General features: G+C 43.6%; 16 protein-coding genes. 3 read left to right on the top strand and 13 right to left on the bottom strand.

Annotated elements, in window-relative coordinates:
• Positions 1-22: 22 nt before the first annotated feature.
• From MA_RS02930 to MA_RS02875, 13 genes are all read right to left on the bottom strand, one after another.
• The gene (locus MA_RS02930) at positions 23-2308 is read right to left on the bottom strand and encodes a DUF3160 domain-containing protein (RefSeq protein WP_394295984.1); all 2286 of its coding nucleotides are present in this window, start codon (positions 2306-2308) and stop codon (positions 23-25) included.
• An 87-nt stretch (positions 2309-2395) separates the two neighbouring features.
• Complete coding sequence (locus MA_RS02925) at positions 2396-4576, bottom strand: DUF3160 domain-containing protein (RefSeq protein ID WP_011020605.1); 2181 nt, start codon at positions 4574-4576, stop codon at positions 2396-2398.
• A 250-nt stretch (positions 4577-4826) separates the two neighbouring features.
• A complete protein-coding gene (locus tag MA_RS02920) occupies positions 4827-6014 on the bottom strand; it encodes a hypothetical protein (RefSeq protein WP_011020604.1) in 1188 nt (395 codons plus the stop codon).
• Positions 6015-6052: 38 nt separating this feature from the next.
• On the bottom strand, positions 6053-6175 hold the full coding sequence (locus MA_RS29280; protein ID WP_281085424.1) for a hypothetical protein: 123 nt from the start codon (positions 6173-6175) through the stop codon (positions 6053-6055).
• Between the two features lie 3 nt (positions 6176-6178).
• A complete protein-coding gene (locus MA_RS26445) occupies positions 6179-6391 on the bottom strand; it encodes a hypothetical protein (RefSeq protein WP_157860087.1) in 213 nt (70 codons plus the stop codon).
• A 349-nt stretch (positions 6392-6740) separates the two neighbouring features.
• The gene (locus tag MA_RS02915; RefSeq protein WP_011020603.1) at positions 6741-7601 is read right to left on the bottom strand and encodes a hypothetical protein; all 861 of its coding nucleotides are present in this window, start codon (positions 7599-7601) and stop codon (positions 6741-6743) included.
• A gap of 16 nt (positions 7602-7617) precedes the next feature.
• Positions 7618-7767 (bottom strand): hypothetical protein, encoded by a 150-nt coding sequence (locus MA_RS26440; RefSeq protein ID WP_157860086.1) that lies wholly within the window; start codon positions 7765-7767, stop codon positions 7618-7620.
• Between the two features lie 338 nt (positions 7768-8105).
• The gene (locus MA_RS02905) at positions 8106-11972 is read right to left on the bottom strand and encodes a PAS domain S-box protein (protein ID WP_048066113.1); all 3867 of its coding nucleotides are present in this window, start codon (positions 11970-11972) and stop codon (positions 8106-8108) included.
• 812 nt (positions 11973-12784) lie between these two features.
• Positions 12785-16834 (bottom strand): PAS domain S-box protein, encoded by a 4050-nt coding sequence (locus MA_RS25000; RefSeq protein WP_011020600.1) that lies wholly within the window; start codon positions 16832-16834, stop codon positions 12785-12787.
• 307 nt (positions 16835-17141) lie between these two features.
• Positions 17142-18239 (bottom strand): chorismate synthase, encoded by a 1098-nt coding sequence (gene aroC / locus MA_RS02890; protein WP_011020599.1) that lies wholly within the window; start codon positions 18237-18239, stop codon positions 17142-17144.
• A gap of 5 nt (positions 18240-18244) precedes the next feature.
• Positions 18245-19135: a cation diffusion facilitator family transporter gene (locus tag MA_RS02885; protein ID WP_048064910.1), complete on the bottom strand. Its 891-nt coding sequence runs from the start codon at positions 19133-19135 to the stop codon at positions 18245-18247.
• A gap of 222 nt (positions 19136-19357) precedes the next feature.
• Complete coding sequence (gene ribB / locus MA_RS02880; protein ID WP_011020597.1) at positions 19358-20101, bottom strand: 3,4-dihydroxy-2-butanone-4-phosphate synthase; 744 nt, start codon at positions 20099-20101, stop codon at positions 19358-19360.
• Positions 20098-20811, bottom strand: a complete 714-nt coding sequence (locus tag MA_RS02875; protein ID WP_011020596.1) for a winged helix-turn-helix domain-containing protein/riboflavin kinase — start codon at positions 20809-20811, stop codon at positions 20098-20100. The genes ribB and MA_RS02875 overlap by 4 nt, the downstream gene beginning before the upstream one ends.
• A gap of 157 nt (positions 20812-20968) precedes the next feature.
• Here MA_RS02875 and MA_RS02870 point away from each other — a divergent pair, with 157 nt between their 5' ends.
• The 3 genes from MA_RS02870 to MA_RS02855 all read left to right on the top strand — a co-directional run bounded on the left by MA_RS02870 (position 20969) and on the right by MA_RS02855 (position 23073).
• Positions 20969-21454, top strand: coding sequence for an HVO_0476 family zinc finger protein (locus tag MA_RS02870; protein ID WP_011020595.1), 486 nt, complete (start codon positions 20969-20971; stop codon positions 21452-21454).
• A gap of 286 nt (positions 21455-21740) precedes the next feature.
• Positions 21741-22376 (top strand): HVO_0476 family zinc finger protein, encoded by a 636-nt coding sequence (locus MA_RS02860; protein WP_011020594.1) that lies wholly within the window; start codon positions 21741-21743, stop codon positions 22374-22376.
• Positions 22318-23073, top strand: coding sequence for a protein-L-isoaspartate O-methyltransferase (locus MA_RS02855; protein ID WP_011020593.1), 756 nt, complete (start codon positions 22318-22320; stop codon positions 23071-23073). The genes MA_RS02860 and MA_RS02855 overlap by 59 nt, the downstream gene beginning before the upstream one ends.
• Positions 23074-23079 lie beyond the last annotated feature (6 nt).

Below are 23079 nucleotides of genomic sequence, written 5' to 3'. Positions count from 1 at the left end.
AGCCTATCCAAAATAGCATCTTTTACCCCCTAAAGGAACTTATCCACTCCGGTCTTTCAGGAGGGTTATTATTCAGCATCGATCTCCATTCTTCATCAGTCAACCTTTCTCCCAAAGGTTGCCAGAACTCATAGTAACTCGTTACTGGACCTGCTCCAAGCACGATCCTGCCGTCGGGCTGTTTATAAGCTACAACCATCAGGTCCAGTTTTCCGGTCCCTTCTTCCAGTACTCCATTAGGAGAAGTATAAACATCCGCAACCAGAACAGATGTCTGGGACTTTATATCCACATTCTCAAGCATGGGAGCTATATTCTGGTCAAAATTCCTGATGAATTCGTACTCTTCCTCTGTTAGCTCTTTGTTTTCAAGCTCTTTAATCGAGATTTTCAAAAGATATTCAAGATTAATTTCAAGAGTTATGAAGTCTTTACTCGACTGCTCATCAAGAACATTCATTTCTGCCAGCCCGTAGTGTGTCATTTTTGTAAGAGCAAGCATCCGGGCATAGAATTCAGGAACCGGTTCTACATATCCTTGAACCGGTTTTTCCGCAGGAAGAAAACCCATGAAATATTCCTGTTTTGCATAGAGAATAGTATCATGCCTGAGCTCGGTCCAAGAAGCAAGGGCGGCATTAAGCTGTTTATCTTCCCAGGCTTCGGTCTGCATGAAAGTGGGATAACCATCAGGATAGCTTACGAGGAGGGGCTTTAAGGCATATAGTTGAGCCCAGTAAAGGTTTTTATTCCACTCATCTCCATCAAGAGCTCCAAATTCATTTTCAAGAGCTCGATAGCGTACATTATAATCTTCACTATCGGAAATGTTCAGGTTTACAAGATGTTCTCCGGCTCTTTCAGAGCCAAGAAGATACATAATGTTCAGGGCAGGAGGATGCAGAACACGGAGAATATAGGAATCAGGGGTATAGCGCTGACCCATGAACCTGAAACCCTTTGTAGAATCAAGAATCTTATTTTCAGCATCTGGACCTGCTGGAATTAGTCCACCTGTTCCACTGTAGATTTTCGGACTTTCGTATCCTTCCAGTTCGGCATTCAGTTCTTCCAGGCTTTCGTTGTTAAAACTCATTCCATGTCTCTTATTCCCAAAGACGGCATCCAGAGCTTTTGAATATTCATAGGGTCCAAGATCATCGGAATAACCCGCATAGAAGGCTGTTACCTCGTAAATTCTGTCCCATCTGTCCCGGAGGTCTTTGCCCCTGTCAAAATGGTCAGAAATCAAAAGGGCCTGAATAGTCTGAATTTTTGCCTCCCTTTCCGGGTCTTCTGCAGTAATCGCATCCGGCTGGAGGAGCATACTCATTCTGCCGTGCCACATCATGGCCTTGAAGTACTTTTTCAGGAGTTCGGAGTGAGTATAATGTCCCCTGGGCACGTACTGGGAATAGTCTTCCTCATAAAGGAAAATCGGAGAGATCTGAGAGCCTGCGTGAGCTTCGATAAGACTCAGCTCGGCCTCAACATCATTTTTTACAAATGAAGGAACCTTAAAACGATATTTGATCTGATTCCCTTCGGGCTGGAGCAGGCTCAAAGCAACCGCAAAGTATGCAACATTTCTTCTTGCAGCTTCCTTTTCTCGTCCAGAGGCACTGTCATAATCTTCTATGGAGGCGTCAAGGAGAGTTTTATCAAGTTTCCAGAGATCGTCGTAAAACTCCTCAGATTCGACCCTTTTTAGCGTCTCATCAAACTGTATATGATAAATGTGAAGAAGAGAATCCGAAGTGATGAAAATAGGAACGTCAGCAACTTTCAGGTCTCTATAAGTAGAATTTACCAGTGAATTCCCTGCTCCAGGCAAATTTTCGATAGCCGGATTTTCAATAACAACAAATCCATTTTTGTACAGCAAATCTATGCTTTCGTTTGCCAGGGGAATTTTCTGAATGAAATCGTCATAATTCGCAATTTCGGAAACCTTTAGAGGCAGGGAATAAGCTGGAACATCAGCCTCGAACTGCAGTTTTTCTTTATTGTAATATTCGGAAAAAGAACTTTCCTTTTCAAGTTCAAGAATATTGCTCTTGTCAGAGAAATTCTCTACAGGAACGAGCTCTACAGAATCATTAAATAAATTGCTTTTTTCGGAGAGATTCTCTGCAGGAGAGGTTTTTATGGAATCATTAAACGAACCTTCCTGATTATTTGTTTGATTATCTGTTATTTCTTCAAGGCCGGCTTCTTGGACTGGTTCGCTGCTGCTGTCAATGCAGCCGGACCCGGAAATAAGAGTTATTGCCAGCAGACAGATAACTATCAATGTCCTTATTTTCAAATCAAATCCCTCACATCTTGAATTTGGTTTTAGTGAACAGGCTCAAAAAAGAAAGTGAAAAAGATAGCCTATCCAAAATAGCATCTTTTACCCCCTAAAGGAACTTATCCACTCCGGTCTTTCAGGAGGGTTATTATTCAGCATCGATCTCCATTCTTCATCAGTCAACCTTTCTCCCAAAGGTTGCCAGAACTCATAGTAACTCATTACTGGACCTGCTCCAAGCACGATCCTGCCGTCGGGCTGTTTATAAGCTACAACCATCAGGTCCAGTTTTCCGGTCCCTTCTTCCAAGACATTTCCTCCCGGACCTGTATAAACATCCGCAACCAGAGTGGACATCTGGGACTTGATATCTACGTTCTCAAGCATTGGAGCTATATTCTGATCAAAATTCCTTATGAACTCATACTCTTCATCCGTCAGCTCTTCGTTTTCAAGCTCTTTAATTGAGATTTCCAGCAGCCTTTCAAGGGTGTTTTCAAGAGTTGTAAAGTCTTTATCCGACTGCTCATCAAGCACTTCCATATCATTTAATCCGGAATGTGCCATTTTGGTAAGGGCAAGCATCCGGGCATAAAACTCCGGAACCGGTTCCACATATCCCTCTACAGGTTTTTCTTCCTGAATTTGAGGAGAGCCCATGAAGTAAGCCTGTTTTGCATAAAGGATAGTGTCGTGCCTGAGCTCGGTCCAGGAAGCAAGGGCGGCATTAAGCTGTTTGTCTTCCCAGGCTTCGGTCTGCATAAAAGTAGGATAACCCTCAGGATAACTTACAAGGAGGGGCTTTAAGGCATATAGTTGAGCCCAGTAAAGGTTTTTATTCCAGGCTTCTTCATCAAAAGCTCCGAACTCGTATTCCAGAGATTGATGGCTGAGTTCATATTCTTCGTTTTCGGAAATACCCATATTTTTAAGGTGTTCCGTGGCTCTTTCAGAACCGAGAAGATCCATGATATTCAGGGCAGGGAAACCGAGATTCTGGAAGATATAGGAGTCTGGCGTATATCGCTGACCCATGAACCTGAAACCCTTTGTAGAATCAAGAGTTTTGTATTCAGTTTCGGAGCCTGCCTGAATTATTCCACCGGTTCCGCCGTAGATTTTCGGACTTTCATATATTTCCAGCTCGGTTTTCAGTTCCGCCAGGCTTTCGTTGTCGAAACTCACTCCATATCTATTACCCCCAAAGACGGTATCCAGGGCTTTTGCATATTCATAAGGCCCGAGGTCGTCGGAATAACCGACATAAAAAGCCGTCACCTCGTAAATCCTGTCCCACCTATCCCGGAGCTCTTTGTCCCTGTCAAAATGGTCGGAAATTAAAAAGGCCTGAATAGTCTGAATTTTTGCTTCCTTTTCCGTATCTTCCGCAGAAATCATGTCAGGTTGGAGCAACATACTCATTCTGCCGTGCCACATCATGGCCTTGAAGTAGTTCTGCAGTTTCTCAGAGCGAGTGTAATGGCCCCTTGGGGCGTACTGAGAATAATCTTCCCCGTACTTGAAAATTGGAGACACTCCTCCTTCCCGGGCTTCTATTAAGCGCAGTTCGGCCTCTACATCGGTTTCTACAAAAGAGGGGACTTCGACACTGTATTGTTTTGCTTCCTGAGAGACGAAGAGTAGAATATCCCCCGAATCTTCCCGTGATTCCCCTATCTGGTAAGATTCCGGCTCAAGTAGTTTCAAAGCCACTGCAAAGTATGCAACATTTCTTCTTGCAGCTTCCTTTTCCAGCCCTGAAGCGCTGTCATAATCCTCTACGGAGACATCAAGGAGAGCTTTGTCAAGTTTCCAGAGCTCGTCGTAAAATTCCTCAGATTCTGCCCTTTTTAGTGTCTCATCAAACTGGATGTGATAAAGGTGAAGAAGAGAATCCGATGTGATGAAAATAGGAACATCAGCCACTTTCAGGTCATTATAAGTAGAATTTACCAGCGTGTCTCCCACTCCAGGTGGGTTTTCGTAATCTCCACTCTTGAGCACAACAAATCCATTTTTGTACAACAGATCCCTGCTTTCGTTCGTCAGGGGAATTTCCCTGATGAAATCGTCATAATTTTCAATTTCAGAAGCCTTTAGAGGCAGGGAATAAGCAGGAACATCAGCCTCGAACTGCGGGTTTTCTTTACTGTAATATCCGGAAAAGGAGCTTTCCTTATCAAGTCCAAGAGTATTGCTCTTTTCGGATAAATTATCTGGAGAAGCGGTTCTTATGGAATCGTTAAATGAATCGCTCGGATCATCTTCTTTATTATCTGTCATTTCTTCCAGGCCGGTTTCGTTAACCGGTTCGCTACTGCTGTCAATGCAGCCGGACCCGGAAATAAGAGTTATCGCCAGCAGGAAGATAACTATCAATGCCCTTATTTTCAATGCCTTTACTTTCAAGTCAAATCCCTCAAATCTTGATTTTGGTTTAAGAAGGCAGATTCATAAAAAGTAAGAAAATTTAAAAATTAGAAAATTAAAGCAGCATACCGAAACCGGGAATGTAAAGCTTAGTTTATTACAATTACAATCCCAAAAATTTCCCGGATTGTTGAGCATAACCCAATCGGTGCGGCATGATGAATATCCCTATAGGAAAGACATTATCCCCTACCGAAAAAGTAGTATTTTTATCTCCTACCGAAAAGGTAGTATTTTCCGGATCGTTTAATCGGGCCGAGCTGTTTAATGTGGAATTTTCTATCCCGCCGCTACTCCATGAAGTTAGGTTACCGGGCCGGAAATATGATTTATTATAGTAATTATCAAAACGCACTTTACCCTTCTCGTTGTAGAACTCAACGGAAACGCCATCAAGACCGGCTCTTTTTGCATGTTTTTCCACAATATTATATATTTCAGTAAGTTCGCTTTGGGAATAGATTGTTTCGTTTCCTTCATAATAGAGTTCTATAGGGAAAATTTGATCCATGGTGTCGGAACCGTAGGCAATTATCGGGCCTTCGGGGTAGAGGTATGGTTTTATTTCGGGGAGCGAACTGTTTTGTATAATTTGCAATGAGGAGGAATTAACTATATAATAAAAACACGCCGGGAAGCAAACATCTGTTAGCTGGACAACATCTTTGCCGAAGCCAGGTTTATTTTCAGGAAAACAAAATATTGCTGTCTTATCCCAGAGACAAAATATGACCGGGACTTCATCAAGTCCGGCTTTATTAGCATTCTTTTCCACAACGTTGTAGATATCTTTTAACTCGGTTTCGAGATAAGCGGTTTTGTTACCCCCATAGTCATAGAGTTTGATCAAAAAATACCCTGGCATAGGACCGCCCCCGTAGTAAACTATCGGACCGTCAGGATAAAGATAAGGCTTTGCCTCACGAATAGAACTGTCCCTTACAGCCTGCAGGGTTGAACTGAACTCAGTTAGCTGGGAAGCATTTTTAATCGCCGGAACACTTCCATATGCTTGTAACACGTTGGGGTCATATACAGGACTTTCAGGGTTCGTACAGTTTGTAAGAGATTCTTCGCTTAATTTTGAGAGCAGGAAGATTGTTGTCTCCGGACTATCGTGCCAGGTATAGTACGGTACATCATACACAGGTATCTCTGACCAGCCATTATTTTCCTCTAAAGTCTTTTCCCCTAATATTTCATTCTGGCCGGACACATTGTAAGTATCTGCAGATGCAAGTCCTGAAAGCAGGACTAACATCAAAAAAATAAGAACTGATTTTTTACCCATATTATCACCAAATCTCCCTAAAAAAGGTAAGAATAATACTATTTTACAAAATTTTTTCCACCAGCAGTTCCTCTGCCAGAATAATTATCCCCAGCTCTATCCCTGGCTCCAAAACCGATATAACAGTCCGTAAATGTTATAACAACCGTTTCTTCGGTCAATGTTTAAGTACCCAAAAAAAACACAAATTCGCTCAGCAACATTGCTGAAATTATCGTTCCTTCAGGTTTCTTCTTTGGTATCACACCTTCAGCCCTTTTCTTTACTCGAGAGGCAGAACCAGAGAAACCAGTACTTCCAAAACTGGTATAATCCTGCCCCAAGAGCATGGAGTTCAAGCGAGTCGGGAAAGTCAATAAGAACTCCATACTTGACATTTAATAGACACTATATAAGTTTTCTAGCCAGATCATCAAACTAATGGTTTACCATACTTATTTCAAATACACAAAAAGCCTGTAATTAATGATTGTTAAAGACTCTGGTCAGAAAACTTATAAGATGATAGTTCCCACATTCGTTTTCCACACTGAAAAATACTAAAGTTTTCAGCTCTTCTCTATTTTGTGTAAGTTGAAGATAATTGCTTAGTTAGGAAGAGCGTTCACATAACCCAATCCCTGCATATGATTGATGGATGTTTCTAACCGGTCAATAGCTTCTTATAATTTCAGCCAGCTATTAAGAGGCTCTGACAAAGGCGACCAATAGTCGCAACTCAACAGTTTAACTTTCAGTGTCAGAGGTCTCCTCACCATAAAAATCTAAAACATACTGACTACTCCATAAAGAAGCAGAGTTACTCCTATGCGGCACGACCTGTCCGAGAATAGCCCGGACTTTTACATAGCCTGTGTCATTAACTTTTGTTAATAGTAGATTAGTGTAATAACCACAGTACTCTTCAGGCCATTCCGTCGGATCATTATTTGCCTCCAATTCGATATTGAAAGATACTGTTTCTCCTCCTTCCAGATTATCGCTTAAGTAGACATATGTGTCATATGTCGGATTTGAGGCATACTTAGCGTATCCATAAGGAACTACAGAGATTTCAGAAACGTTTTCAACGGGATACAATACAGGGCTTCCATTATTTATGGGATCGAAAATATCGAAGTAGTCTGCAACGAATTCTCTACCAAAAGAGATATCTTCAAGCCTTGTCTCATTTGTCCTGAACCCATACATATAACCTTTATCAGTTTCTGCAATGAATGTTGTCCAGTTCCCGGATATCTTTTTGTTGTCAAAAACTTCAGTCGCATTTTTGAAATAGGGTCCTTTACGGTGTTGTTCAGGCCAGTCAAGGATTTCATGTATCAGTCTCTGGCTAAAATAGGGATCCTTCTGGGCAGGTGGAGTAAAAAACTTGCCTTCTTTTGTTGCAGGAATAGGAACCATTATCACCGTAGTTCCGACAACTTCCCTTCCGGAAAGGCCGCCCACCCTGACACTATATACACAACTATATCTTCGACCCGGCTCTCTCCAGTCCTCTGCATCCATATAAATAGCATGAGCAAATATGCCTACAACAAAAAGAACGGTAAATATAGCCAGGAGTAGTAAATTCTTTTTTCTCACTTTTACTCATCCGCTTTTATCCTTTCACATAATTAACAAGTTCCCTAATTTCCCGAGAAGCAGGGCCAGATAAGCCAGTACTTCCAAAACCGGCATAATCCTGCCCCAGGAGCATGGAGTTCAGGCGATGAGTATGGAAAGTATATTTGAACTCCATAATTGACATTTAATCGACTATATATAAGTTTTCTAGCCAGATCATCAAACTGACGTTTTTTAGTACTATTTTGGAGTAAACAATTATTCTTTGACCTTTGATGTTTAATATCCGGGAGAGAAAACTTATAAGGTTACAGTTGACCCAGACTTTTTTCATGATATAAAAAAGGACTTCATATTCTACAGTTAATGCTCTGACATTTAAAAAGGAAGCTGCGAAAAGAGAACAGGAAGTAAAGCTCCGGTCGAGTGCAGGACTGAAGATTTTACTATCAACGAGAAAAGAGGGCATGAAAGGTCATTTGGATGTGAGCGCTTTCAGGACACTGTATAGTTTATCAGGGATTATGGCCTTTCCGCTACCTTGAATGTAATTCTGAATTTTGTCCCCTGCTCTTGCTTAAGCTCGATTTTTCCATCCAGCTGGTCAACAAGGATGCTCACTAACTGCAGTCCGAGTGATTCAAAACTTTTTAATTCTACGTTTTCAGGAATTCCATTTCCGTTATCTGAAATTGTCAGGCTGAAAAGAGATTTATCCAGTTCGTTATTCTTTTTTTCCCGGCAAAGCCGGATTCGAATTTCCCCTTCTTCTCCCTCAGTGAAGGCGTGCTTGAGAGAGTTAGAAACGAGTTCATTAACAATTATTCCTAACGGGACAGCAATATCCATATCAAAAAAGATTCTTTCTTCAAGATCCATTTTTAAGCTGATATCAGCCTTTCCAAGGCTGTATGTCTGGAAAAGATTCTCAGCGAGTTCCTCAATATACGATGAAAAGTTCAGGGTGTCAAACCCTCCACCTTTGTACAGTTCCTCATGGATAAGAGCCATTGATATTACTCTGTCCTGACTCTCCCTGAAGGCTTCCAGAATTTCCGAATCCTTAATATCCTCTCTGTTATTGAATTTTTCAGCCTGAAGATCCAGCAGAGAGGAGATTACCTGCAGATTATTCTTGATCCTGTGGTGGATTTCCTGTTTGCGGGCGATTTCGATATTTTCCAGAGCTTCTTCAGCCTCTTTTCGCTTGGTGATGTCAGTTAGCATACTTATCGAGCCCATAAACCTGCCATCTTTGCCAAAAAGGGATTTAGCACTTATTAGCCCCCATAAGGATGAGCCACCTTTACATATTAATTTCAATTCGTAGCTCTCATTAATACCCTGCCGTCTTCTTTCCTGATTCAGTTTGATTATAGCCTTACCCTCTTCAGTGACGAAGTCCCATATAGCTCTGCCAATAACTTCTTCCAGAGTGTATCCGAGCATATCCGTCATTTTCTTATTAGCATAGGTGACTATGGTCTCGGCATCTGTTATGAATATTCCTTCGTTGGCTGTCTCTACGATGTTGCGGTACTTCTCCTCACTTTCCCGAAGTTTTTCTTCAACTCTTTTTCTTTCGGTTATATCCCTGGAGATAAACGAGATTGCAGTCAGTTTGCCACAGCTATCAAAAACCGGAGAAAGAGTTATTGAAACATGTATTATCTTCCCGTCCTTTCTTAACCTTGAAGTCTCATAGTGGTGGATCTTTTTCCCCTGTTTAATAAGTTCACTTAATTTTTTTGTTTCTGTATCTAAATGAGGTGGAGCCACGAAGGATGTGTGCTTCCCGATAATTTCTTCCGCTGAATAACCATAAACACGCTCTGCTTCTTCATTCCAACTTGTAATAATTCCATCAAGGGATATAGTGCCAATAGCATCATTTGATGATTTCACAATATTCGCTAAGATCTGAATTTTCTCTTCTGATTTTTTACGCTCAGTGATATCCTGAGTTATTCCTTTAATTCGAATAGGAACATTTTTCTCATCAAAAACGACTTCACCCTTCGCATGAACTATACGTTCTTTCCCATTAGCTAAAATCATCCTATAATCAATGCCACCATATGGTTTTCCTTTTAAAAGAGCCTTAATTGCATTAGCCACATAGTCTCGATCGTCGGGGTGTACATAATTAAAAAGTTCGTCGTAAGTTGCACCTGATTCTTGGGGATTACATCCATAAATACGATATAATTCATCAGACCAGTATGCTTTATCAGTTGCAATATCCCAGTCCCAGTTACCGATATGAGCCATTTTTTGAGCTTCAGCCAGACCTTTTTCGCTTTCTTTCAATGATTCGTAAGCTTTCTCAAGCTGTATTGTTCGCTCTTCAACTAATTTTTCTAAATTTTCATGTGCTTCTTTCAACCTGGCTTCTGCTTCTTTTGCATATGTAATATCCCGGGAAATCACAAGAACAGAAGTCACTTCACCGCCAGCAAACTCCGGTACTATTAGTGTATTAAAATAGTACTTTTTTTCCTGGGGCGATGTATGCTGAAATTCCACTGTTTCGGGTTTGCCTGTGGAAAAAACATTATCATGGTGTTCTTCCAGGAATTGTACTTCCTCAGGATTCATTCCCAGTTCAGCGTGAGTTTTCCCAATGATCTCTTCCGGAGAGCGGCCATATGGTTCCACAACTGCAGGATTGGCATATATATGCCGCTTTTGTCTGTCAAACCGGGTAATTATGTCGGGAGAATTTTCAGCCAGTCTACGGAATTTGTTCTCATTCCTTATCAGGGCCTCTTCAACCTGCTTATGCTCGGTAATGTCGCGGACGATACCTCCCCTGAAGAGGGGCCTGCTATTCTGATCCTTTATCTCCGTGAAGTGATCTGCAAGCCAGCGGTATTTTCCGTCCCTGCACCTGAACCGGTACTCGACGGTCCCACGACCTGCATCTAATGCCCGGGCCAGTTCCGCGCTAACCAGAGAGAGATCGTCGGGATGAATGCGACCAAGAACTTCATTTATGCTCATCGTGCTCATCTCCCTCGCAGAGAAGCCTGTTATTTGCTTTATCACCGGGCTCATGTAATCATAGCTGTCAGTCTGAAGGTTTCGCCGGTACGCCGCATCGAGGGAATGCTCAAGAACCGAGCGGAACCGCTCTTCGCTCTCCCGTACCGCGTCCAACAGGGCATCGCGTTCCGCCAGCGACTGGGCCATTTTGATATTGCTGTAGCCTAGCTGCGAGATCATGTGGGCAAGCTTCATGAAAAAAGCCATGCATGTGCCTACAGTCTCCCTGCTCAGGTGCGGAACTTTTTCAAGCGCCGCTATGTATTCTTCTTCATTGAAGCCGTATTTTCTAGCCTGGGATCGGAAAATCTCGTAGTCCGGAGTTTCTTCCTCAAAAAAGAACTGCCCTGAGAAGATATTGCCCACATGCCGGCCGTCCACTATGATAGGGGTTGCTACGTCCCACATGTTGTTTTTGCATTTGTACAGCTTAAATTCTCCAGGGGCAACGCCAGCGGACAGTTTTGTGTCGCTTTCTATGCAGTGCTTGCAGGTTTCGGGGTGAACCCTGTGAAACCTGGTGCAGATGTCCTGCCATCCGACATTTACCAGAACATTGCCTTTGAGGTCCACCAGAGCCATGGTAATGCGAGCAAAGTTATAGAAATCATCCATCAGGGAACGGATCGCACGGGCATCAACTATATCGGCAAGCTCCGGCTCAGCCATCTGCCGGGAAGGCAAGGTAAGCGAAAGCATGTTCTCCGGCCTGAAGTGCTGCTCACTCCGGCGTAGAGCCTCTTCTGTGCGCTTTCGGCTGGAACTTTCTATCCGCTCCCATTTTCCTTCCTTTTTGATCAAAGCAAATTGATGGTTGAAGGCAATTTTGAGAATATCTACGGTGCTGCACATATCGAGAAAATATGGAAACAGAGATATAGTCTGATATTTGCCGATATTCGCATCCACTTCACTCTCATAATCAACAAAATCATCCAACTCCCCTTTTTTTGACCAGGGAGTGTCCCCTGCTGTCCTGAGCCCGTCATAGCCGCCTGCCAGAAACGGATCTGATTTCTTAACCCGGCCTTTTATGACTTTCTCTGAACCGAAAACACCTTCATTTATATGTTCGTGAGTGCAGGGAATGATTTCGATTTGCCCTTTCTCCAGATAAACATCAAAATCAGGAATAACCCTTCTCAAGGCTTCTTTTGCCTCTCTCACTTCCAGAGGCTTTGATATGATCCACACGCAAAGCTCGTTATTTTCCAGCCCTGATTTGAAGTAGGGAACAAGTATCTCCACTAACTCTTCTTTTGTTTGGTAGAATTGACAGAAGTGCGTCCCCCAGGGCACGTCTCCAATAATATCAATGCCAGATTTTCTCAGGCTTTCTTTCATTCCAAATTTCCTCCTACCTGAGGATGTGTAAAGCGAAAGTCCTGTTATCTCTGTGGTATGCAGTTTCACCTTTCCATGTTTCAAATTAAACTTATTGCATCCTTTGCTCTGGAAGTCAGTTGCTGAAAACCATAGCACAAGAATCTCTCTGTTTTTTCCCAAAATCCGGGATCTATTCATATTTCAGATTTGAGAATGACTGCCCACGATCATGTTTTGTATGACGATTTCATATATAAAACAAAATGCTTGCATTCCAAACTATAATGAAACTTGAATTTTAAGAATAAGCTTTGAGCTTGATAAGTATATAGCTTGCATTTTCCTGAACAGCAAACAAAAAAGCACAACTCGTTCTTTTTCAGACTAATCTATAAACATAAAGAAAAATTTTATTATATAAATTAACGTATGTGGAAAAAAATTGAAAGGGATGTACTCGTAATTCACATAATCGTAAGCAATACACTCACTATTCACATAAATGAATATGTGCTCGATAAGGGGAAAAATCCCGTATGAAAGCAAGAAAAAAGAGAGAGACACCCTCACAGCAGTTGGCTAAAATAATAATATTCAATCTTATGTAAACCCGTAAGTGTAAATTGAGATAGATAGCTGACCGCAGTAGTCATTTAACGCTAAGAGATTCCTTGACCGAATAACAAGAAAGATCTTTTGAATGTGAGTGCTTTTAGGACACTTATTTAGCATGAAAGTTCCGGAGTACTTTCATTTAGCATGAAAGTTCTGGAGTACTTTCATTTTTTGTGCCTGTAATTCGAAGAATTTCATATGCGTTATATCCAGGTTTATGGTCTTTCTGTTACGTTGAAAGTAATCCTAAATTCCGTCCCATGAGTTCTTTTAAGCTCAATTTTCCCATCCAGCTGGTCAACAAGGATGCTCACTAACTGCAGGCCCAGAGACTCAATACTTTCCAGCTTTGTACTTTCAGGAATTCCTTTTCCGTTATCTGAAATTGAAAGGCTGAAAAGGGATCTATGCATTTCATTACCCTTTTCTTCTCTGCAAAGCTTTATTCGTATTTCCCCTTCTTCTTCCTCAGTGAATGCATGCTTGAGAGAGTTGGAAACGAGTTCATTAACAATTATTCCTAACGGGACAGCAATATCCATATCAAAGAGTGTATTCTCTTCCAGATCCATACACAGGAGGACCTTTTTACTCTTGAGGCTGTAAGTCTGGAAGAGATTTTCAGCCAGCTTTTGAAGATAAGTAGAAAAGTTCAGAGTATTGTTTTCTCCCCCTTTATAGAGTTCTTCATGGATAAGAGACATTGAGGTTACCCGATTCTGGCTTTCCCTGAAAGCTTCCAGCACTTCCTTATTTTGGAATTTTTCAGCCTGGAGGTCCAGCAGGGAAGAGATTACCTGCAGGTTGTTCTTAATTCTGTGATGAATTTCTTTTATCCGAATTTTATCTATTTTCTCCAGGGCTTCTTTTGCTTCTTTACTCTCTGTGATATCGTGGGCGTAAAGATTGACATAACCGGCACCCGTGAACGGAGCTATATCTATCATATATATCCGATTGGCATAGGTGCACTCAAGTTTACGCCGGATACCGTCCCCAAGGGCGGCAACGGAGGGCTCTGTGATTTCTTCGGGAGCTTCCTTACCGATTGCACTTCCCCAGTATTTCAACAACACCTGGGCAGAGGGATTAGCATAATTGATGATAAGTCCCTGGTTCAGGCGCATCACCGGATCGGGATTTTCCTGAGACAGGCGTGCTACTAACTCCAGTTCAGCCTCAATTCTCTTACGCTCAGTAATATCCTGAACTATTCCCTTCACTCGAACAGGGTTTTTCTGCTCATCAAAGATAATTTCAGCTTGTGAATGGACTGTACGTTCTTCTCCGTCAGCCAAGATAATACGATAGTCAATGCCACCTTTAGGTTCTTCTTTTAGCCCGTTCCGGATGCTTTTATCTACATAGTCTCGGTCGTCGGGGTGTATATAATTTAAAAGTTCATCATAAGAGGGAGCTGATTTCTGAGGACTGCGCCCAAAAATGCGGTACAGTTCATCAGACCAGTATCCTCCACCATTTATAAGTTCCCAGTCCCAGTTTCCGATATGAGCCATTCTTTGAGCTTCAGCAAGTCCTTCCTCGCTTTCTTTCAATGAATTGTAAGCTTTCTCAAGCTGCATTGTACGTTCTTCAATTAGTTTTTCCAAATTGTCATGTGCTTCTTTTAGAGCTTCTTCTGCTTTCTTACGTTCAGTAATATCACGTGCAGCTGCAAAAACACCAATAACTTCACCCTTCTCATCTCTATAAACCGAAGAATTGTACAAAACAGGAGTTATATGTCCATCCTTATGCTGAATCTCAAGAGGATAATCCCTGACTTCACCATCTGTGAATACTCTTCGATAAACTGTACGGGCTTTTTCAGGATCAATGAAGTACTCGGAAAAATCAGTTCCAATTAATTCGTTTCTGGAATATCCGGTAATATGTTCAGTAGCAACATTTACATCCATTATTTTACCGTCACGTCCAATGGTTACCAGAGGATCCAGGCCGGCCTCAATCAAACTACGGTTATAGAGATTTGATAATCTGAGAGCCTCCTCAACCCTTTTACGCTCGGTAATGTCCGTGATCATGCCCAGAGACCCCGCGTACTTTCCACAATCATCAAAAAAGGGACTGGAGGAAACAATGCACCAGAGTTCCGAGCCATCCTTCCGGATGAACATGTAATCGATTACCTGGTTAATCCCCTGTAGATGTTTATGCAGTTTATCATCAGCCTTTGCGCGAAACTCCGAGGACATGAACTTTCGAGGGGACTGTCCCAATATTTCCTCAATACTGTAGCCCAGCATTTCGGACATCTTCCGGTTGACGAAGACAGTTCGTTCATCACTGTCGATTAACCAGATACCCTCACTGGCAGTCTCCACTATCTGCCGGAACTTCTCTTCGCTAGCCCTCAAAGCTTCCTCAATCTGCTTGCGTTCCGAGATGTCTCTAATGATCTGACTTGTGTTTATATTCCCATCGGCACCCACAAAGAGTTTAGAGGTTGCATCGCAGACTAAAGTTGACCCATCTTTTCGTCTGTATGTCAGTTCAGCCCTCGCCCGGCCGGTCAGCTTTCGTTCTTCAAGTGCAGCAGCAAGCTTCTCATCGTTGACTACCAGCCCTTCTCTTCCAGCCCGGATAATTTCATCTTCAGCCATGCCAAACATTTGACACGCTTGAGGGTTTGCACAGAGAATAGTGCCGTCGGGTTTTGTCAGCAAGATTCCGTCGAGGCTGTTTTCATATAGAGATCGGTAGCGCTCTTCACTTATCTGTAGAGCCTCCTCTGCCTGCTTCCGCTTCTGTTCTGCCTTTTTCCTCTGCAGAACCTGCACCACTGCCGGCGCTATAGCTTCAAGATCCTCCTGCTGCTCGCAGCTATATCCGCCTTCACGGTTTGCAACCGCTATCAAGCCTATCGTTTTTCCGTCCTGGACAAGGGGAACGCCAAGAAACGATCTGATTGGCGGATGTCCTTCCGGCAAGCCTCTGCTGTCCGGGTGTGACTGTGGATCATTGGTAAAGAAGCCTTTATCATTGTTAATTACAATGCCGTACAGGCCGTGGACAGCGAAATCGCTCTGAGGATGCAAATGCCCTGTCTTGTCGTACATAAAGCACCGTTCCCATCCCAGTTCGCTTTTTGCAACATCGTGCAGCAACCCGTCGGCGCCCATTTCGTTAATGAAACCGAACTCGCTGCCGGTCACTTCCAAGGCTACAGATAGACATACATTTCCCACTTCTTCTTCTGTTTTTGCCTGCACCACATTGCTGAAGATCCGGTTGATTCCCTCAAGAATACGGTTGTATCTGCGTATTTTGTGCTCTTCTTGTTTGCGTTCGTTGATATCATGGGCGACACAAACACTCCCAGCGAGTCTTCCTTCCGAATCATGTAGTGGAGAAGCGATTACTGCGAAATTACCACCAAGAAGAGCCTCGCAAACCTCTGCGGTGTGCTCAGCCCCGTCCTTAAGTAACTGCTGGTGCGGACAAAAAGGGGGGGGACTGTTTGTCCTATGGATTACACGATAGCAGGGTAACCCTGCACACTCTTCCGGTGTTATCCCCAATCTTTCCGCCATGGCTCTGTTTGTGCGAATAACTCTATATTTATCATCGATTATAGCTATCAGGTCCGGCACAGCATCAAAGGTCTGTTTCCAATTTTTTGCAGCCTGAATAGCTTCTTTTTCCGCCTTCTTCCTCCCGGAATTTTCTGTCCGCTCCCATTTCCCCTCCCTTTTGATCAAAGCAAATTGATGGTTGGAAACCACATCAACAATCTCGGCTGTGCTGCACATATCGAGATAATAAGGGCACAGAGCTATCACCTGGTGCTTGTCGATAATGGCGTCCATTTTATTCTCATAATCAACAAATCCATTCCAGCCTTCTTTTTCCAGCCAGCGATTGTCCCCTGCAGCCCTGAGCCCGTCATAGCCTCTTGCCAGAGCCTGATCGATTTTTTCAACCCAGCTATTTACGATTCCATCCGGGTCGAAAATACCCCCTTTCAGATACCCGTGAGCATAAGGGATGATTTCTATTTGCCCTTTCTCCAGATAAACATCAATATCAGGAACAACCCTTTTCATGGCTTCTTTTGCATCTTCTACTTCCAGAGGTTGTGAAATAATCCACACGCAAAGCTCGTTATTTTCCAGTCCTGCTTTGAAGTAAGGAACCAGTGTGTCCATCAGATCTTCTTCTGTGTGGTAAAACTGGCAGAAGTGCGTTCCCCAGGGCACTTCTCCAATTATATCAATGCCAGATTTTCTCAGGCTTTCTTTCATTCAAAAATTTTCTCCTACTTGACGATGTATAAGGCAAAAAATCCGTTGTATCTATAGTTTGTGATCTTGTCTTCCCGTGTTTCATAACTAGACTTTCACTTAAAAAATTCTGTGCAGAACGATATTCGGGAGAATCAAAAATCCTATTTGACGGAGAGTTGACAGCTCACAATAATATGCCAGCCATATGACAAATATAAATAATAATCATTTTTTATTAATTTTGGCATATATATAATTTATCAAGCCTGCAACAGTAATCCAATCTGCAACAGTTATCCAATTTGTTGCATAGAACCACATATCTTTATTCCAGAAGAGTCCTGGGGTTGATAAAACCACTCCTGAGCATATGATCGGAAAGTACGAGAGCAACCATAGCTTCGGCAACCGGCACCATGCGCGGAGGGATAGTGGGATCATGCCGGCCTCTAATCGAGATTTCAGTATTTTCCCTGGTTGTGAGGTCAACGGTTTGCTGGACTTTTCCTATTGAGGGAGTAGGTTTTACTGCTGCCCTGCAGATGATATCCAGACCTGTCGAAATTCCTCCGAGAATTCCGCCGGCATTATTTTTCGAACAGGTTATTTCCCCTTGTTCCATGCGGAAAGGATCATTCATTTCACTTCCGCGCATGCGAGCTGCCTCAAACCCGGCCCCGATTTCAAAGCCTTTGACTGCGGGGATGCTCATAAGGGCTTTTGAAAGGTCTGCGTCCAGTCTGTCAAATACGGGTTCTCCGAGCCCTGCAGGCACACCTTTTACAATAAGTTCTACAATTCCGCCGACGCTGTCTCCTTCCTGCCGCAGGGTTGCAACTTTTTCAAGCATTTTTTCAGCAGCCTCAAGATCGGCACAGCGCACAGGAGTTTTTTCCACGTTTTCGAGAATTTCTTCAAAAGAAAGGGGTTTTGCCCGGATTCCGCCAAGTTCGAGAACATGCCCTGCAATCCGGACTCCGTAACGGGAAAGCAGAAGCTTTGCAAGAGCCCCGCCTGCGACCCTGCCGATTGTTTCGCGGGCGGAAGACCTGCCTCCTCCGCGGTGGTCCCGAATTCCGTAGCGGGCCATGTATGAAAAATCGGCATGTCCTGGACGGGGAGTATTTTTAATAACATCATAAGAAGAAGACCTGGCATCCGAGTTCCAGACCAGCATGGAGATAGGAGTACCTGTACTCATGCCTTCGAAAATTCCTGAAAGGATCTCCACCCTGTCAGCTTCGCTTCTCGGTGTGGAAACCTCACTCTGTCCCGGGCGCCTTCTGTCCAGTTCTTTCTGAATATCGGCTTCTGAAAAAGGAAGCCCTGCAGGCAGCCCGTCAACCACGACTCCGACAGCCCTGCCGTGGGACTCGCCCCAGGTCGCGATTCGAAACATCTGCCCGAAAATGTTTCCAGCCATGCATCTTAACTGGTTTTTTTGCTATTTGATCCTTGGGGTGAGGCAGGTTCCAGATGCACAACTACATCGGAAACGTCTTTGTATTCAGCCTTCAACATTTTGCTAACCCTGTGCGCTATAAGGTGTGCGTCTTCAAGCGGCATATCAGGCCGCACAAGCACGTGCATGTCTATCCGGATATCACCCATGCCTCCGCGAGTCCGGATCTTATGGCAGCCCAGAACTCCCTCAACTCCCAGGACAAGGCTGCATATCTCTTCTTCCTCAAGCCTGGACATATCGAGGAGGACTCTTGAGCTCTCCTTCATAATCCTGAACCCGGCCCTGAAGATAAGGAACGATATGAGAAGAGCAATTAGCGGGTCCAGAAGAGGAAAACCGGACTTTATAGCAACCAGGCTTGCGATAACCGAGAGAGAAACATAGATATCACTTTTAGTATGCATGGAGTCCGCAATAAGGACCTGGCTTCTCAGGGCTACGCCCTTCAGGTATTCGTAGCGGGTGACAAGGTAGTTTATGCCCATTGTCCCGAGCATAATGACAAAGCTCAGGGTTGTCACCTTGGGGGTGCTCCTTACAAGAAAACGGTTCAAAGCATTCTGGAAAATCTCAAAACCGACAAAAAGGAGCAGGATAGCTATAAAAATAGAAGCAAATGTCTCGTACTTCTGGTGGCCGTAAGGATGATCCCTATCAGGAGGACGGGATGAGATATAAATTCCCACAAGCCCCACAATATTGGAAACCCCGTCAAAAAGAGAATGGTATCCATCCGCAGTCATGCTCAGGGTGCCGGTAAAGGTTCCGTAGATGATCTTAGCAAAAGCTACGGCAAGGTTCAGGAAAAGTACAAGAACAAGAACTTGTTGAATTTTTTTGTACCTATGGATCATCGGATGGTACCCCGGATGTGGCTGCAAAACACAGGAATAAGGCACTAAAGAAACAAAAGATTCGGTATAGTCGGAAGAAACTGCTGTTATATAGTAACTTATGTTTTATGTTATAATATTCTGCTGTGCCTGACTTGCAAACAAGAGAAAAATAAAAAAGGAAAAAGTAATCAAAGGTAGAAAATAAAAAATAAGGTCAAAAGAGGGAAGAAAAAAGGTATTTCAGCACTCTGAACCTGTCCACAGCATATAAGCTTCCAGGATTTCCTGCCCTTCAAGGAAGACAAGCCCGTGATCTTTACCGTAATCTTTTGAATTTTCTTTTGAAAGAGCTCTCCCACTCTCGTCATCCAGCATTTCACAGACTACCATTGCAGGGGTAATTCCTGCCATTCGGGCGAGGGCAACTGAAAGTTCGGTCTGGCCCATACGTTCATCGAGGAGCCCCTCGGCAGCCCGGAGGAGAGCCACATGCCCCGGCGTCCTGAATTCATTTCCAAAACGGATTCCGTTTCCAGAAAGGGATTTTTCGGTGATTTCACCTATTTTCCTGATTGTAAGGGCTCTTTCAAGGTCAGGAATTCCGGTCCTTGTGTCCCTGTGGTTGACCCAGATGGAAAAGGAGGAATGAGAATCGTACTTAAGGTCCCCGTCTTTTTCAACAACTTCTCCAAGGGATTCGCTGGTTCTGCTGGCTTCCCGGACAAGGTCTGCCATAAAAGGCAACTTGAGCTGTTTTGAGGCAACAGGATCCACTGCCACACAGATAAGTCCGCCTGCGTCTTTCCGCATCCACTTCACGTCCTTATAAGTGACAGCCTTTGCAGGGATCACAAGATCAGTTTCCCCTTCTCTGGAGTCCGAATCATAGATCTGGATCATTTTTCCGGCACGCAGAACTTCCAGTGCCCTGTTAATGTTTTCATTCCCGTACTTCAGGCATTCATATACCGTGCTTTCGTTCACTTCTGTCCCTCCATACCCTGTTTTTTTACCCTTGTCACAATTCTGTCTCCATCTTTCAATTTCAGGGCATCCCTGAGTTTGACCGGTGCAATAATCTCAATCAAATCCGCGGGGTAATGTGTCCTGTCAGGAACGACCACAGCAGCTTCGATCCCCTCTACTTTGATAGGATAACAATTCCCACCTCCGAAAGTGCGTTCTCCGTCATTAAAACCGTCTATTCGGACAGCAGGCATTTCTTTAAGCCTGTTTCGAAGAGCCGAGCTGCTTTCCGAAAGCTGCACGTTCAGAGTACCCGGAAAAGGCACAAAATTCAGTTTTTCTTCAAATTGATTCCTGTATCCGGGGATATTTATATAGTACTGGCCTTCACCAAGGCCTTTAAGCACATTTCCTTCGAGCTCCAGAACATCGGGCTCTGAGGAAAAGATTCTGCTGTATTCGATATATTCGTTCTTCAGGATTTCAATCCCTTTTTCTGTCATTTTTATCAACTGGCCACCGGGAACTATCTTTCTTTCAATTAAACGCTCTTCTTCCATCTGTTTTAGCTTTCTTGCTGCGGTTTTAGAGCTGTCCCCCGTATGCTTGTGAAACTCACTCGAAGAGACCTTAACAGTTTTGTTTACTGCCCCTCTGAGGGCAAGTTTCTTCAGGTATTCAATGTCCGGCACTGTCGGCACCCATATTGCCTTAATTTTGAGACGCATCTCAATAATGAGATGTTAGACTACGCGTTTCATTATAATAAAACTTTTGATATTGAGTAAGGTAGAAGGCAAACGGAAGCGGTATTCCTAATATTAATATAAAAAGTTTTACGAAACAATTAAGTAGGATAATGAGAATTAGAAATGCAGACTTGCTATGACACAACATATCAATATCGAATGCCCCTCCTGTTCACCGGAGGAAAAAGTTTCTCACGAACTGATAAAATTCGGAATAAGCCCTATGGTACACTGTCTTAATTGCGGACTTGTCTACACTGCCTCAGGACTGAAAACCCCTGACAAAATAAGCGTAAGAGTTTATGTAAACAGGATCGAGCGACCCTTCACCCGTTGGGTAAAACTGAATGCAGGAGAACTTCTTCACAAAGATGAGGAAATAGTTCTGGATTCAGGAAGAAACAGTGATGGAAACCAGTATATTATAACCTCGCTCCAGGTAGGAGTCAGGCGCGTGCCTTCTGCCCTCGCAGAGGAACTGGACACAATCTGGGCAAGACCTCTTGACGAAATAGCTTTCGCAAAGAGAAGGAAAGGGAGACAAAAACACCCCGCAGCTCTGGAAAATATGATCGGAGTTCCCACCCCTTCAGAAGCCTTCGACATAGTACAGGAAACATAATTTGCGAAACCTCCCGGAAAATTGGCCGGTATTGCCCGGAACATCCTCAAGTAGCTTTTAAGCCTGGTTCTCCGCGCGCCGAGAGTCTTCGGAGCCTTCCTTGGAAAAGAAAAAATTCGGGTCCGAAATAGGAAGTTATTTGCTTTTTTACTCTTCTTCGATATCTTGAGTTCATTTTTAGTGGAATTTTCTCAAGTCCTGACTTCTCCTGGAGGATGCCTTCGGAAGAAAACATCACCGGAGAAGTTAAGTATTTAGTATTTTGAATCCATCTACTGATTAGACTATGATAAGAGAAATTGAGATTGAGTGCCCTTCCTGTTCCCCGCAAGAGGAAGTCACGCATGAAGTTTTGAAAGAAGGACAGAGTCCCCTTGTCCGCTGTATGGAATGCGGTCAGGTGCATCCTGCAAAGATGAAAACCCCGAAAAATGTCAGATTAAAGGTCATCGTCAGCAAGATGGACGTCTCAAATACCTTCAAAACCGAGCTAGACTCCGAGACTGTACTTCAGGTGGATGATGAGCTGGTTGTTGATGACGAAGAAAGCGGAATAGTATGTCCCATTCTGATCACCTCCCTTGAAGCCGGAGGAAAAAGGGTCAATGCAGGAAAGGCAGAAGAAATCGAAACTGTGTGGGGCAGGGCAATTGACGAAGTAACGGTAAAATTCTCCGCACAGGAAGGAACTGAAAAAACGGAAGTAATAGAAAAACGCGTTCCCGGGGACTATGAATTTGTAGTGGGAGCGGAAGAAAAAGTTGGGAACACCAGGCTTTTCATTAGCAAAATCAAGGTCCGGGACGGGAATTTCAGATCAAGAAAAGGGGACGTTGTACTTGCAAAATATGTAAAACGCATATTTGCCAGAAAGAAAAGAGAAGGGTCAGGTCAGCGTGGGAGCAGCAGAGGACCGTGGTAAAAAAGGCCACAGCGAAAAAAAGGACAAAAGAAAACAGGAAGAAAACCAGGAAGAACTGCATCAACTCGAAGAGATGCGAGAGCGTCTCATAAGAAGAATTGGAATCCACGGAGCGGATGAAAAAGTCCTCAAAGCCATGCTCAGGGTCCCCAGGCATTTATTTGTCCCGGAATACGCGAAAAAAGGGGCTTATATTGATACACCCCTTGAGATCGGCTTCGGGCAAACTATCTCTGCCCCTCATATGGTTGCTATCATGTGTGATCTCCTTGAGCTTTCGGAAGGGCTAAAAGTCCTGGAAATTGGGGCAGGGTCAGGTTATAACGCAGCAGTAATGGGGGAGTTGGTAGGAAAAAGCGGGCATGTTTATACTGTTGAACGCATCGAGCCCCTTGTGGATTTTGCCAGGGAGAACCTGAAAAAAGCGGGCTATGAAAACGTTACAGTGCTGCTTGATGACGGGTCCATGGGCTACTCCAAATGTGCTCCCTATGACAGGATAGTTGTAACATGCGCAGCTCCCGATATTCCCGAGCCTCTGCTGGAGCAGTTGAAACCCGGAGGAATAATGATAATTCCCGTGGGGGACTATATCCAGGAACTGGTCAGAATTAAGAAAGATCCTGAAGGCAAGATACACGAAGAAAAAAGAGGGGGAGTTGTTTTCGTACCTTTGATAGGCAAATACGGGTTTTAAAAAAGG

The sequence above is a fragment of the Methanosarcina acetivorans C2A genome, from assembly GCF_000007345.1.
Classification (GTDB): Archaea; Halobacteriota; Methanosarcinia; order Methanosarcinales; family Methanosarcinaceae; genus Methanosarcina; species Methanosarcina acetivorans.
Note: the sequence above shows the minus strand (reverse complement) of the source record. Positions and strands in the feature narration are given on the sequence as shown.

What these genes read in the sequence shown, in the direction of transcription:
- MA_RS02925 (WP_011020605.1), bottom strand. Translation starts at nt 4,576, where the DNA reads ATGACAGATAATAAAGAAGATGATCCGAGCGATTCATTTAACGATTCC.
- MA_RS02920 (WP_011020604.1), bottom strand. Translation starts at nt 6,014, where the DNA reads ATGGGTAAAAAATCAGTTCTTATTTTTTTGATGTTAGTCCTGCTTTCA.
- MA_RS26445 (WP_157860087.1), bottom strand. Translation starts at nt 6,391, where the DNA reads ATGTCAAGTATGGAGTTCTTATTGACTTTCCCGACTCGCTTGAACTCC.
- MA_RS26440 (WP_157860086.1), bottom strand. Translation starts at nt 7,767, where the DNA reads ATGTCAATTATGGAGTTCAAATATACTTTCCATACTCATCGCCTGAAC.
- MA_RS02905 (WP_048066113.1), bottom strand. Translation starts at nt 11,972, where the DNA reads ATGAAAGAAAGCCTGAGAAAATCTGGCATTGATATTATTGGAGACGTG.
- MA_RS25000 (WP_011020600.1), bottom strand. Translation starts at nt 16,834, where the DNA reads ATGAAAGAAAGCCTGAGAAAATCTGGCATTGATATAATTGGAGAAGTG.
- aroC (WP_011020599.1), bottom strand. Translation starts at nt 18,239, where the DNA reads ATGGCTGGAAACATTTTCGGGCAGATGTTTCGAATCGCGACCTGGGGC.
- MA_RS02885 (WP_048064910.1), bottom strand. Translation starts at nt 19,135, where the DNA reads ATGATCCATAGGTACAAAAAAATTCAACAAGTTCTTGTTCTTGTACTT.
- MA_RS02875 (WP_011020596.1), bottom strand. Translation starts at nt 20,811, where the DNA reads ATGCGTCTCAAAATTAAGGCAATATGGGTGCCGACAGTGCCGGACATT.
- MA_RS02870 (WP_011020595.1), top strand. Translation starts at nt 20,969, where the DNA reads ATGACACAACATATCAATATCGAATGCCCCTCCTGTTCACCGGAGGAA.
- MA_RS02860 (WP_011020594.1), top strand. Translation starts at nt 21,741, where the DNA reads ATGATAAGAGAAATTGAGATTGAGTGCCCTTCCTGTTCCCCGCAAGAG.